This is a genomic window from Streptomyces sp. WAC00040 (assembly GCF_056835925.1).
In genome coordinates, this window is sequence record NZ_JAKQZE010000001.1 from 2,053,344 (window position 1) to 2,068,124 (window position 14,781).

Annotated in this window: 2 protein-coding genes; both read left to right on the forward strand. The window is 72.1% G+C overall.

All coding sequences use genetic code 11. The annotated features are described in order from the left end of the window. Nucleotides 1-2: 2 nt before the first annotated feature. Nucleotides 3-7,085 (forward strand): SDR family NAD(P)-dependent oxidoreductase, encoded by a 7,083-nt coding sequence (locus MDN94_RS09440; RefSeq protein ID WP_482725423.1) that lies wholly within the window; start codon nt 3-5, stop codon nt 7,083-7,085. 61 nt (nt 7,086-7,146) lie between these two features. Beyond that, entirely contained in the window at nt 7,147-14,772 is a 7,626-nt protein-coding gene (locus MDN94_RS09445; RefSeq protein ID WP_482725424.1) for a beta-ketoacyl synthase N-terminal-like domain-containing protein, read from the forward strand. The last annotated feature ends 9 nt before the right edge of the window (nt 14,773-14,781 follow it).

A 14,781-nucleotide genomic window follows, 5' to 3' on the forward strand; every position in this document is an offset into this window, starting at 1 on the left:
TCGTGCATCACTCACGTCTGGCCGACACACCCATCGCCATCGTCGGGTTGGCCGGCCTGTTCCCCCAGTCGCGCGACCTGCGCGAATTCTGGCGCAACATCGTGGACGCCAAGGACTGCATAGAGGACGTCCCGTCGAGCCACTGGAACACCGACGACTACTACGATCCCGACCCCGCCGCCGAGGACAGGACCTACGCCCGGCGCGGCGGGTTCCTCCCGGAGATCGCCTTCAACCCCATGGAGTTCGGCCTCCCGCCGAACACCCTCGAGGTCACCGACATCCTGCAGCTGCTGTCGCTGACCGTCGCCCGCGACGTGCTGCGCGACGCCGGCACCGAGGGCTCCACCTGGTACGACCCCACGCGCACCGGAGTCATCCTCGGCGTCACCGGAGCCAACTCGCTCACCCAGCCGCTCTCCGCGCGCCTGCAGACCCCGGTCCTCAAAGAGGTCGTGCGCAGCGTCGGGCTCAGCGAGGCCCAGGCCGATGAGGTCGCCGCCCGCTTCAAGAAGGCGTACATCCCCTGGGAGGAGAACTCCTTCCCCGGCATGCTGGGGAACGTCGTCGCCGGGCGCATAGCCAACCGCTTCGATCTCGGCGGCACCAACTGCACCGTGGACGCCGCCTGCGCCAGCTCCCTCGCCGCGGTCAAGTTGGCCGTCAGCGAGCTGATCGAGGGCCGCGCCGACATGATGATCACCGGCGGCTGCGACGCCGAGAATACGATCCTCATGTACATGTGCTTCAGCAAGACCCCGGCGTTCTCCAAGAGCCAGGTCATCCGGCCCTTCGACCGCTCCGCCGACGGGACGCTGATCGGCGAGGGCATCGGCATGCTGGCCCTCAAGCGGCTGGCCGACGCCGAACGCGACGGGGACCGCATCTACTCCGTGCTCCGCGGCATCGGCACCTCCAGCGACGGCCGCTTCAAGAGCATCTACGCCCCGCGTGCCGAGGGCCAGCAACTCGCTCTGCGCCGGGCCTACGAGGACGCCGCCGTCACGCCCGGCTCCGTGGAGCTCTTCGAGGCGCACGGCACCGGCACCGCCGTCGGCGACCACACCGAACTGTCCGCACTCGGCTCCTTCGTCATGGAGGGGCAGGACGAGCGCGGCTATGCCGCCATCGGCAGCGTCAAGTCCCAGATCGGGCACACCAAGGCCGCCGCCGGCGCGGCCGGCCTCATCAAGCTGTCGCTCGCCCTGCACCAGAAGGTCCTGCCGCCCACCATCAACGTCGAGGAGCCCAGCGAGGCCGTCGACCCGGCGAGCACCCCCTTCTACGTCAGCGGCGAGGCCCGCCCCTGGGTCGCCGACCCCGGCCGGGACAAGCGCCGCGCCGCGGTCTCTTCCTTCGGCTTCGGCGGCACCAACTTCCACATGGTCCTCGAGGAGCACGGGACCGACGTGTCCGCCGTCCTCGGACCCGTCGCCCGTACCGGCATATGGCACGCCGCCGACCCCGTCTCGCTCGCCCGCCGTCTGGAGGAGGGCGCCGCCCCGGACCCCGCCGGCTGGATGCCGTCGGGCGACGCCCGGCTCGGAATCGTGGCCCGCTCGGACGCCGAGTTCGAGGAACTGCGCGCCACCGCGGCGCAGTTGCTCCGCGCCAAGCCGGACGCCTCCTCGTGGCAGCACCCCAAGGGGATCACCTACCGCCGCTCCGCGCTGCCCGCGGGAACGAAGACCGCGGCCGTGTTCGCAGGCCAGGGCAGCCAGTACGTCGGCATGGGCCGTCGCGCGGCGCTAGCACTGCCGCCCGTGCTCACCGCGTACGACAGGGCCAACCGGCTCAGCGACGGTACGGAGACCCTCGGCCGGGTCGTGTTCCCCCCGCCCGCCTTCGACGACGCGACCCGCACGGCCCAGGACGCGGCACTGCGGCGGACACAGTTCGCGCAGCCCGCGATCGGAGCGCTGTCGGCAGGCCAGTTCGCCTGGTTCCGCGAGCTCGGCTTCAGCCCCGAGGGCGCGATCGGCCACTCCTTCGGCGAACTGACCGCCCTGTGGGCGGCCGGGGCCCTGGACGACGCTGCCTTCTCGGAGCTCGCCCGCGCCCGTGGACTGGCCATGGCCCCGCCGGCGGACCGCGCGGGCACCGGCCACGACGCCGGTGCGATGGCCGCGGTCCGCGGCGAACTCGACGCGGTGACAGCCGCGCTCACGCACTACCGTGACGTGACCGTCTGCAACATCAACGCTCCGGGCCAGATCGTCGTGGGCGGCCCCACCGCCGAGATCGACCGGCTCGTGGCCGATCAGGCCGGCGGCACCCTCCCCGCGAAGCGGCTCCCGGTCTCCGCGGCGTTCCACACCCGCTTCGTCGCCCACGCCGCCGACGCGTTCCGCGAGGCCGTCGAACGCGTCGACATGGCCGCGCCCCGCATCCCCGTGTACGCCGACGCACCGGGCGCGTCCTACGGGAACGACATCGCCGCCAACCGCCGCACCCTCGTCGAACAGCTGCTCCAGCCGGTCGACTTCGCCGCGCGCATCGAGGAGATGTACGCCGACGGCTACCGCGTCTTCGTCGAGTTCGGCCCCAAGCGGGTGCTGTCGGACCTCGTCGACCGCATCCTCGAAGGCCGCGAGGACGTCGTGACCGTCGCCGTCGACGGCGGCCCCGCCAAGGACGGCGAGATCGCCGCCAAGCGTGCCGCGCTCGAGCTGACGATCCTCGGCCTGCCGGTCGCCGGCATCGACGACCGCACGGCACCGGTGCCGGCCGAACCGGCGCGCAAGGGCATGGCGATTCCCCTGCGCGGCGTCAACTACGTGAGCGACGCCCGGCGTTCCGCCTACGCGGAGGCACTGGCCGAGCCGGTGGCAGGCGTTCCCGCGGGAGGGGTTCCGGCGGCCGCGGAGGCGCCGACCGGCCTGGACGACGTCGTGCGCGAAGGGCTCGGCCTCCAGGCCGAGATCCTCGACACCCACCTGGAGACCGTCCGCCGGACGGTCCGCTCGCTGGAGGACTCCGTCCGATCCGGCACCGCCGCGGACGCGGATGCAGCGCTGCGCCTGATCGAACAGCACAGCACCTCGATCACGGCAGGGCACGAGCGGGCGACGCGACTGCTGATCGAGGCGCTGCGGGAGGGGAGGCCGACGGCGGAGACGACGCCGGCGGTGGAGCCGGCGGCCCTGCCGGTGACGGTGCCGGCGGCTTTGCCCGTTGTCGGGTCCGTTGCGGCTGCCGTGTCTGGTCCGGTTGCTGTGCCTGCGCCTGTTGTTGATGGTGCGGTGTTGGGTGCGTTGGTGGAGGTGGTGGCGGAGAAGACGGGTTATCCGGCGGAGATGTTGGAGCCGGGTATGGATCTTGAGGCGGATCTGGGGATCGATTCGATCAAGCGGGTTCAGATCATGGGTGCGTTGCAGGATCGGTTCCCGGTGTCGGGTGATGTGGATCCTGAGCGTCTGGGTGAGTTGCGCACGTTGGGTGATGTGGCGGGTTTCCTGGCGTCGTCCGCGTCCGCGTCTCCGGTGGTGTCCGTGGTCGAGGCCGCTCCCGTTGCCGCTGCTGTTGTCGGGTCCGTTGCGGCTGCCGTGTCTGGTCCGGTTGCTGTGCCTGCGCCTGTTGTTGATGGTGCGGTGTTGGGTGCGTTGGTGGAGGTGGTGGCGGAGAAGACGGGTTATCCGGCGGAGATGTTGGAGCCGGGTATGGATCTTGAGGCGGATCTGGGGATCGATTCGATCAAGCGGGTTCAGATCATGGGTGCGTTGCAGGATCGGTTCCCGGTGTCGGGTGATGTGGATCCTGAGCGTCTGGGTGAGTTGCGCACGTTGGGTGATGTGGCGGGTTTCCTGGCGTCGTCCGCGTCCGCGTCTCCGGTGGTGTCCGTGGTCGAGGCCGCTCCCGTTGCCGCTGCTGTTGTCGGGTCCGTTGCGGCTGCCGTGTCTGGTCCGGTTGCTGTGCCTGCGCCTGTTGTTGGTGGTGCGGTGTTGGGTGCGTTGGTGGAGGTGGTGGCGGAGAAGACGGGTTATCCGGCGGAGATGTTGGAGCCGGGTATGGATCTTGAGGCGGATCTGGGGATCGATTCGATCAAGCGGGTTCAGATCATGGGTGCGTTGCAGGATCGGTTCCCGGTGTCGGGTGATGTGGATCCTGAGCGTCTGGGTGAGTTGCGCACGTTGGGTGATGTGGCGGGTTTCCTGGCGTCGTCCGCGTCCGCGTCTCCGGTGGTGTCCGTGGTCGAGGCCGCTCCCGTTGCCGCTGCTGTTGTCGGGTCCGTTGCGGCTGCCGTGTCTGGTCCGGTTGCTGTGCCTGCGCCTGTTGTTGGTGGTGCGGTGTTGGGTGCGTTGGTGGAGGTGGTGGCGGAGAAGACGGGTTATCCGGCGGAGATGTTGGAGCCGGGTATGGATCTTGAGGCGGATCTGGGGATCGATTCGATCAAGCGGGTTCAGATCATGGGTGCGTTGCAGGATCGGTTCCCGGTGTCGGGTGATGTGGATCCTGAGCGTCTGGGTGAGTTGCGCACGTTGGGTGATGTGGCGGGTTTCCTGGCGTCGTCCGCGTCCGCGTCCGCGTCTCCGGTGGTGTCTGTGGTCGAGGCCGCTCCCGTCGCCGACACTCCGCTCGCCGTGACGTACCCGGCGGCGGACGGGGTCGGGCGGACCTTCGCCGGCATACGGGAACTGCCCGTTCCCTCAACCGTTGTCGGGGCCTACGCCGAGCAGCGGACCGCGCTCGTCATGGACGACGGGTCCACGCTGACGCAGCCTCTCGTGGCCGCGCTGCGTGCCGACGGCTGGCGGGTCGAGGTCGTCGCGCTGCCGGACGGTATCGCGACCTCCGTCGAGGCGGACTCCGTGCGCTCGCTGGGTACCTGGGAGGCCGAGGAGCTGGCCCGTGTCGTCACGGCCGGGCGTCTCGACCTCGTGGTGCAGATGGCGGCGGCGGCCGGTCAGGAATGGGCCGACGCGGCCCGGCGACTGGGACACGCCGTCCTGGTGGCGAAGCAGACGCAGCCCGCGCTGAAGGCCGCTGCCGCGGCCGGCGGCAGAGCGGCCTTCGTGGCGGTGACCCAGCTGGACGGCGCGAGCGGCTACCGCGGCGGCGGCATCGGGTCGGCCCTGCTCGGCGGGGTGAGCGGCCTGGTGAAGACGCTGGCGATCGAGACGCCGGAGATCTTCGCCCGTACGGTCGACTTCGCGCCGGGCATGGACACCCGAACGGTCGCCGCCCGCTTCCTGGGCGAGATCCAGGACCTGGCGACCGGTATCGCGGATGTGGCGCACGACGCGGACGGACGGCGCACCGTCGTGCCGTCGGCCGAGGCGCCGGCCGTGCATGTGACGGCCGTACCGGAGATCAGCACGCGGGACCTGCTCGTCGTGACGGGCGGTGCCAGAGGTATCACCGCCGACTGCCTGCACGCACTGGTCGCCGCACGTCCGGCCGGTCTGCTGCTTCTCGGCCGCAGTGCGGCGGCTGCCGATCCCGGGTGGGCGCTGGGTCTGGAGGGCGCGGCCCTCAAGGGCACCATCGCGAAGCGGATCGCCGCCACGGGGGAGAAGCCGACACCTCGCGGGGTCGAGGCGGTCTACCGGGAGGTGACCGGCAGCCGGGAGATCCAGGCCAACCTGGGCAGGCTGCGCGCGACCGGCGCCACCGTCGAGTACGTCACCGTCGACATCACCGACGCCGAGGCCGTGAGCCGTGCGCTCGCGCCGTACGCCGCACGCGTCACCGGGGTCGTGCACGGTGCGGGAGTGCTCGCCGACCGGCTGATCGCGGACAAGACGCAGGAGGAGGTCGCCAGGGTCCTCCGGACGAAGATCGTGGGTCTGGGCAATGTGCTGGACGCGCTGCGCGGCACGGCGGCACTGCGTCACCTGGTCTTCTTCTCCTCGGTCGCCGGATTCTTCGGCAACCGGGGCCAGTCGGACTACGCCGTCGCCAACGAAGCGCTCAACCGGCTCGCCGTGCGGCTCAAGCACGAACTGCCCTCCGCGCGCGTCACCTCCGTCAACTGGGGTGCGTGGGACGGCGGCATGGTCACCGACGATCTGCGCCGGATGTTCGCCTCGCGCGGTGTGGAGCTCGTTCCGGTGGAGACAGGCGCGGGGATCTTCGCCGAGCAGTTCACCGCGGCCCGCGGTCATGACACCGTCATCGTCGCCGGACCGCTGAAGCCGTTGTCCGCGGCGCCGGCCGACGACGCGGCACCCCGGGCGTCCCTGCTCGTGGACCGCACGCTGGCGGACATCGCGACGGAGACGGTCCTCGCCGACCACGCGATCGACGGCAGGCGGGTACTGCCCGCCACCGCCGCGCTGGGCGCGCTGGTCAACACCGCCGAGACGGCCACAGGGAAGCCGGTCACCGAGGTGAGCGGGTTCAAGGTCTTCAAGGGCGTCGTCCTGGACGGCGACGGCGACAGCAACGGCCACCTCGCCGACAACGGCGGGCAGGCCCAAGGCGCGGGCCGGTTGCGGCTGTTCATGGAGCCCGGCCAGGCCACCCGCCCCGGTTCGGTCGACGTGCTGGCCTCCGCGGTGGACGACGCCGGGCGCAGCAGGCCCGCGTACGGCGGCGTCCTCGTCACGGACCCGGCCGCCGGCCGTCCTGCCGGCCGGCCGGACCTCGCCCGCGCCGCCCGTGAGGCGGACCGGACCGACGCCGCCCACCTGTACCGCGACGGGACCCTCTTCCACGGGCCCACGCTGCGGGGCATCCGCGGAATCCTCGCGGCCGACGAGCGGCTGCTGCTGATCGGCGCACGGCTCGGCGACACGCGTCCGGCGCGCGGTGCGTACCACGGGCGGTTCCACAGCCCGGTGCTCGCCGATCTGATGCTCCAGGCCGCGCTGGTCTGGGTCAGGCGCTTCCGCAACCGGGCGTGCCTGCCGATGGAGATCGCCCGCGCCCGCTACTTCGCCGAGCTCCCCACGGACCAGGAGTTCCTGATCGCCGTGGAGAACATCGTGGCGGGACCGGCCGGCATCACCTGCTCGGTCACCGCGCTCGACCGCGAGGGCGGTGTCCTCCAGGTCATGGAGGGGGTGTCGGTCGTCGAGGACCCGCAGCTCGAAGGGAAGTTCGGGCCGGCCGAACGGACCGGCGCGGCGACCGTGACGGTCTGACGCCCGATCGCCGACCACTTTCCCGAGCGGACATTCGGACAACTCGGAGGCTGACCCAACCATGGGCAAGTACGCGATCGTCGGCCTGGCCTGCCTTTTCCCGGGGGCGGGGACACCCGACGACTACTGGCGCAACCTGATCGGCGGCGTGGACTCACGCACCGACGGGAACGACCGGATCTTCGGGCACTCCCCACAGGCCCGGGAGACCGACCCGGAGGACAGGCACCGCATCTACTGCACCCGGGGAGGCTTCCTCGGCGAGTACGACGAGAGCACGGCCTTCGAACCGAACGGATATCTTCTCCCGTCCGACTACCTGGCCGGCCTGGACCGCTCGTTCCACTGGGCGCTCCGGGTGGCCGGGGACGCACTGGCCGACGCGGGACATCCCCCTACCGCGGGCGGTCCGAGCCGGCGGAGGACCGGGGTGGTGTTCGGGAACTATCCGTTCCCCACCCCGGCCTCCGGCCGGTTCACCGGTGACCTGTGGGACTCCGCAGTGGCCCACGGGCTGGCGGACGCCGCTCTGCGCGTACCGCCTCACGCCGTGGCCGGACCCGGCCACGGCTCCCACCCCACGGCCGCAGCGCACAACCTCTGGGCGGGCGGTATGCCCGCCAAGGTGGTGGCCGCGGCCCTGGGCCTGGAGGGGCCGAGGTTCACCCTCGACGCGGCCTGCTCGTCCGCGCTGTACGCGTTGAAGCTGGCCTGCGCCCATCTGGAGACCGGGCGTGCCGATCTCATGCTGGCCGGCGGTGTGTGCGCACCCGACCCGACCGTGATCCACCTGTCCTTCTCCGACCTGCGGGCCTACCCGCCGGACGGCTTCAGCCAGCCTTTCGACGAGCGCTCGCGCGGCATCGTCACCGGCCAGGGCGCGGCGATGATCGCCGTGAAGCGGCTGGCCGACGCCAGGCGCGACGGCGACCGCGTGCACGCCGTCATCGACGCGCTCGCGCTCACCAACGACGGGCCCGGCAAACACATGCTGGTACCGAACGTGACCGGGCAGCTCGCGGCGTACGAACTGGCCTACGGGGAGGCCGGCGTCGATCCTTCCGCCGTCCAGTACGTCGAATGCCACGCCACCGGCACTCCGATCGGGGACGGCACCGAGCTCGGCGGCGTCGAGGACTTCTTCGGACGTGGCCCGCTCCTCGGTTCAGTCAAGGCCAACGTCGGCCACCTGCTGACCGTCGCGGGCATGTCCAGCCTCCTCAAGGTCGTCCTGTCCCTGTCGCACGGTGTGATCCCGCCGACCATCGGCGTCGACCGCCCCCTTCCCGGAACGGTCGCCGACCGAGTGGTGCGCGAGGCGGTCCCGTGGCCGGAGCCGGCTCCCGGCTCACCACGGCGGGCCGGTGTCTCGGCGTTCGGTTTCGGCGGCACCAACGCGCATGTGGTGCTGTCGGCGCCGGACGGAACACCGGCCGAGGCCGAAGCCGGACCCGGTGCCGAGACCCCGTCGCTGGCCGTGATCGGCATGGGGGCCCACTTCGGCTCCTTCAGCACGCTCGACGAGTTCGAACGGGCCGGCTACGAAGGGCACGATGCCGTACGGGACCTGCCGGAGCAGCGCTGGCGCGGCTTCGAGACCGTGCCGGGCGGCCCCCTGGAGCAGGCCGGGCTCGCGGGCCCGTCGGCCCCGCGCGGCGCGTACATCGAGGACTTCGAGGTCGACACCACGTCGTACCGGATACCACCCAAGGACCTCGACCACTTCAACCAGCAGCAGCTGCTGATGATGCGCGTCGCGGAAGAGGCCCTGCGGGACGCCGGATACGAACGCCCCCGTCCCGGCGGCGACGTCGCCAGCGGGCCCCGCCGCGTGGGTGTCGTCATCGGCATGGAGATGGAGCCCAGCGCGCACGGACACGGCGCACGCTACGAGCTGGGCCGCCGGCTGACCGAATGGTGCGCGGCGGCGGGCGTCGAGCCCTCGCCGCAGCAGCTGGCGGAACTCACCCGGGCCGCACGCGACGGCATCCACGACTCCATCGAACCCAACGAGGTCCTCAGCTACATCGGCAACATCATGGCCGGCCGGGTCGCCTCCCTGTGGAACTTCACCGGCCCCTCCTTCACGCTCTCCTCCGACAGCGCGGTCGGCGTCGAAGCCCTCGACGTGGCCCGGCTGCTGCTGCTCGACCCCACCGTCGAGGCCGTCCTCGTCGGCGCGGTCGATCTCGCCGCGGGCCCGGAGAACACCCTCGCCCGCGAGCTGCTCGAACCCGGCGCCGTCCGCGACGGGATCCGTGTCCTCGGCGAGGGCGCCGGGGCTGTCGTCGTCACCCGGTCCGACGCCGTGGCCAAGGGCCGCACCGTCTACGCCACGGTCCGGTCCCTCTCCGTGCACCATGCGCCGGACGTCACGCCCGCCGTGCGCCCCGAGCTGGTCGAACGGGCCGCCGAGGACGCTCTCGCAGCCGCCGGGCTGACCCCGCGGGACGTCGAACTGGTCGAGGCCGGCCGCGCGGACACCGCAGAGGTCGAAGGGCTGGCGCGGGTGTGGACCGGCGCACGGGCCGGCGGGGAGCTGCGCACCGCCCTGACCGGGGTACGGGGCGCCGTCGGCGACACCGGCTGCGCCTCCGGGCTCGCCGGCGTCATCCGCGCGGCACTCTGCCTGCACCACGCCTACTTCCCGGTGGCTCCGGACGGGATCGGCGCCGAACGGCTCGACGGCTCCGCCTTCTTCCTCGCCGGCGACTCCCGTCCCTGGCTGCGGACACGGCGCGACGGGCGGCGTGCCGCTTCCGTCAGTGTCACCGGAACGGCCGGCAGCCACGCCCACCTGGTGCTCACGGGCGCCACCGTCCGCGGTGAACTCGCAGCGACCGACTGGGCGCGGTCCGGCGGGGCACTGGTCGTGCCGGTCGGCGCCGACGACTTCGAGGGCCTGCTCCGGCGGCTCGCGGAGGTACGGTCGGCGCTCGACGGGGACGCCGACGCCGAGGTGTTCGAGGACCGGCCGGCCGCGCTCAAGGCCGTACTGGTCGCCGACGACGCGGCGGGCCTCGTCCGGCAGATCGACCAGGCGCTCAAGGACCTTCCCGGCGTGTGGCGGTCGCGCGGCGAGTGGTCGTCGCCGTCGGGCAGCTTCTTCACCGCGCGGCCCGTGGGCCCCGGTGCGAAGGTCGCCCTGGTCTTCCCGGGCGCCTTCAACTCCTACCTGGGGCTGGGCCGGTCGCTGTTCCGTGCGTTCCCCGGCCTGCTGCCCCGCTTCGAGGACCAGGCGGAACTCCCCGCCGAACTGCTGCGAAGCGCCGCCCTCTATCCGAGGGCGCGCGGCCCGCTGGACCGCCGCGAGCTGATGCGCCGGGAGGGGGAACTGGTCGAGGACATCCCGCTGATGCTGGCGGCCGGCACCAGCTACGCCCTGCTGTCGACGGACCTCGTGCGGGAAGTGCTGGGCATCGACGTGCACGGCGCCTTCGGCTACAGCCTCGGCGAGAGCAGCATGCTCTTCGCGACAGGCGGCTGGATCAAGAGCGCGCGCGGGGACGAGAAGATCAGCGCCTCGCCGCTCTTCGACGACATGCTGCGCGGGCCCAAGCGCACGGTGCGCGCGCTGTGGGGCCTCGGCGACGAGGTCGCGGACGGGGACGTCTGGGCGACGCATGTGGTGCTCGCGCCGGCCGAGGAGGTACGGGCGGCCGTCGCCCGCCACGACCGGGTGTACCTCACGCACGTCAACACCCCACAGGAGTCGGTGATCGCCGGCGACCCCCGTCAGTGCCGGGAGCTCATCGCCGAACTCGACTGCCGCAGCGCCCGTTCCCCCGCGAACCATGTGATGCACTGCCCCGTGGTGGACGGTGTCCTGACCGACCTGGCGGATCTGAACCGCTATCCGACGGGCGACGTGGGGGACCTGGTCCTCTACAGCAGCCGCCACTACGCGCCCGTGACGGACTTCGACGCGGACGCCGTGGCGGGGAACATCGCCGTGACGCTGCGCGAGACGGTGGACTTCCCACGGCTGGTGCGGCGCGCGTACGACGACGGTTACCGCTGCTTCATCGAGGTCGGACCCAGCAGCACCTGCGCGCGCTGGATCCAGGAGACCCTGGCCGGCGCCTCGCATCTCGCGGTCTCCGTCGACCGCCGCGGGGCGCGGGGGGCGAGCGATGTCGCGCGGCTCGCCGCCCGCCTCGCGGGCCACGGCATCCCCGTGGACCTCGGCGCCTTCGCCCCGGCCCGCAGGCCCCGCAGGGCGGTGGGCGTGCGCAGCTTCCCGACGGGCGGCATCCCGGTCCCACGCCTGGTGACACAGGCGACGGCCCCACTCGTACCGCACCTGCCGCGTGCGGCGGTGGCCCCGCGTGCGGCCGGGTCGCCTGTGGCGGCGGTGGCGAGTGCGGTCGAGCGGCCTGCGCAGGCGGTGGCGGCGGTGGCGAGTGCGGCCGGGGCGCCGGCGGTGAGCGTGCCGACCGGTTCGGGCGTTGCCACGCCGCTCGGGGCGACGGGGCCGAGTGCCTTCCCGTCGGCGGGGCCCACCGGGCTCACCAGCCCGACAGGGCCGAGTGCCGCTACGCCTCTCGCATCGACCGTGGCGGCCGAAACGGCCGCCGTACGAACCGAGTCGGCCGACGCTCCCGCGACGCCGTGCTCCGGCGACGGAGCTCGGCCACCGGCGCCCGTACCGGGGGCCGGTGGCCCCCTCATCCCTGCCCCGGCGCACGCCAGGGGCTCAGACACTCCGACGGAATGGGACACCGCAATGCCGAACCGCCCCTCCGCGCAGCCGAAGGCGCCGGCCCTGGTGCTGGAACGGGAGCCCATCACGATGATCCCGGCGGGAGCCGTCGTGTTGCCGTCCGGACCCGCCGAGGCGCGGGCGGAGGCGGACCCGCCGCCCGGCCCGGCGATCTTCGGAGCGCCTTTGCCGGTACCGCCCGCCGGCCCTGACCGGCCTGATGGGTCCCCGCAGCCCGCGCGGAACGGGTTGGTCACGGCCGACGAGACCACCGCCGTCCTCGTCCGTGGCCTGCGCGGCGACATGCTGGAGGCGCACCGAGAGGTGCTCAAGGCCCAGCACGAGCTGCGTGACGAACTCGTCGCGCTGCTCTCGCCCGGCGGCGGCCCCGCCGCGCCGCCCGCGGCGCGCACGACGCCCGCCGTGCCCGCACCGCCCACCGCGCTGCCCACGACCCCCGCGTCACCGCCCGCGCCGCCCACGTCCACGGTGCCCACCGCACCCGAGCTCTCCTCCCTGCCCACGACGCCGGCGTCACCGCCCGCCGTGCCCGCACCGCCCACCGCGCCCCGGCCGCCGAAGCCCGAGGGCGTCGTGTGGGACGAGCACGATCTCCTCGAGTTCGCGACCGGCAGGATCGGCAACGTCTTCGGCCCCCGCTTCGCGGAGATCGACGGCTACCGCCGCCGGGTCCGGCTGCCCGCGCCGCCGTACCACTTCGCCACACGCGTCACCGCACTGGACGCCGAACCGGGCGAGTTCAAGCCCTCGTTCATCCGGACCGAGTACGACATCCCGATGGACGCCTGGTACGCCGTCGACGGGCAGGTCCCGCCGGCCGTCACCATCGAGGCGGGCCAGTGCGACCTGCTTCTGATCAGCTATCTGGGCGCCGACTTCACCAACCGCGGGGACCGCGTCTACCGCCTCCTGGACAGCAGCCTCAGCTTCGTCGGTGACCTGCCCCGCGTCGGGCAGACCCTCCGCTACGACATCTGGATCGACCAGTTCGTGCGCCAGGGCGACACGCTGCTGTTCTTCTTCCACTACGACTGCTACGCCGACGGCGAGCTGATCCTGAAGCTCAACAACGCCTGCGCCGGGTTCTTCACCGACGAGGAGCTCGACAGCTCCCTCGGCATCATCCAGGGCAAGGCCGTTCCGCCCAAGGGCGACGGCACGTTCTCGGGGGCGAGCTCGTTCAAGCCGCTGGCCCGTACCGAGCGCACCTCGCTCACCTCGGCGGACCTGGCGCTGCTCGCCGACGGCCGGATCGCCGAGGTGTTCGGGCCGGGGCACCGCCAGCCCGCAGGCTGCAACACCTCGCTCAGGCTGCCCACGGAACGCCTCCGCATGGCCGACGAGGTGACACTCCTCGACCGCTCGGGCGGCCCGGCGGGCCTCGGGCGCATCGAGGCGGTGAAGCGGCTCGTCCCGGACGGCTGGTACTTCACGAGCCACTTCCCGGACGACCCGGTGCTCGCCGGCTCGCTCGTCGCGGAGGGCGCGGTCCAGCTCCTGGAGGTGTACGCCCTCTCCCTCGGCCTGCACCTGTCGTTCCCCGACGCCCGTTTCCAGCCCGTCCCCGGTCTGCAGACCGAGGTCAAGGTCCGGGGGCAGATCACCCCGGACACCGAGCGCATCGAGTACCGCATCGACATCACCGGACTCACCCTGCTGCCGCGGCCCGCGATCACGGCGGATGTGGTCGTGCTGCGCGACGGGAAGCCGTCGATCAGCGTCAGCGGTCTCGGTATCCGCCTGGTGGAGAAGCCCGGCGCCCCGTTCCGGCCGGAGGCAGGCGGCAAGGTGCCGCACTTCCTCGGCCGGCTCAGCCCCGCCACGGGGAAGCCCGCGATGCTCAGCGAGTTCCACATGGCGCACGCCGCGAAGGGCGACCTGGCCACCGCCATGGGGCCGGAGTTCGAGATCTACGCCGACAGCAGGGCCCCGTACATCCCCAACGGGGACTTCCTCTTCGTCGACCGGGTGATGGAGCTCGAGGGCACCCGGGGTGTCCTCAAGCGGGGGGCCGTCATGGTCACCGAGTACGACTCGCCCGACGACGCCTGGTACTACCGCCACAACGGGCACCCTCACATGCCCAACTGCGTCTACATGGAGTCGAGTCTGCAGGCCGCCATCCTGCTCGGCTACTACCTGGGAGCAACCCTCCCGGAACCCGACGAGCAGTTCAGCATCCGCAACCTCGACGGCCGAGCCACCCTGGTGAAGGACATCGACCTGCGAGGCAAGACCGTCCAGCACCGCTCCACGCTGCTGTCCAGCGATCGGATGCCCGGTTCCGTCCTGCAGAACTACCGCTATGAACTCTCCGCCGACGGCGAGGTCTTCTACACCGGAGAGTCCCTCTTCGGATACTTCAACGCCAAGGCCCTGGAGAACCAGGTCGGCCTCGACAAGGGCAAGCACGTACTGCCCTGGCTGGACCGGCAGCCCGACCGTCCGGCGGGGGTCCGCCGCATCGAGCTGCCGGCGTACCGCGCCGGGGAGCCGGCCCGCGGCGGCCCGCGACTGGCGGGCGGCCACCTCGATCTCGTCGAGTGGGTCGACGTCCTGCCGGGCGGCGGCGATCACGGCCGCGGCTATCTGCGCGGCCACCGCACGATCCGCCCGGACGACTGGTACTTCTCCTGCCACTTCCACCGCGACCCGGTGATGCCCGGCTCGCTCGGCGTCGAGGCGCTGCTCCAGGGCCTTCAGGTCTACGCGGTCGAGACCGGACTCACGGACGGGCTGGTCAATCCGCGTTTCGCGCTGCTGTCCGGCAGCGAGACGAGCTGGACGTACCGCGGCCAGATCCTGCGCACCGACCCGGACATGGAGTTCGACGTGCACATCAAGGAGGTGCGCCGCGAACCGGGCCGGATCCAGCTGCTCGGTGACGCGAACGTCTGGAAGTCCGCCCTGCGGATCTACCAGCTGGGTGGCATCGGCATCGAGATCCACCACGACCAGGCCTGATCCGGCGTG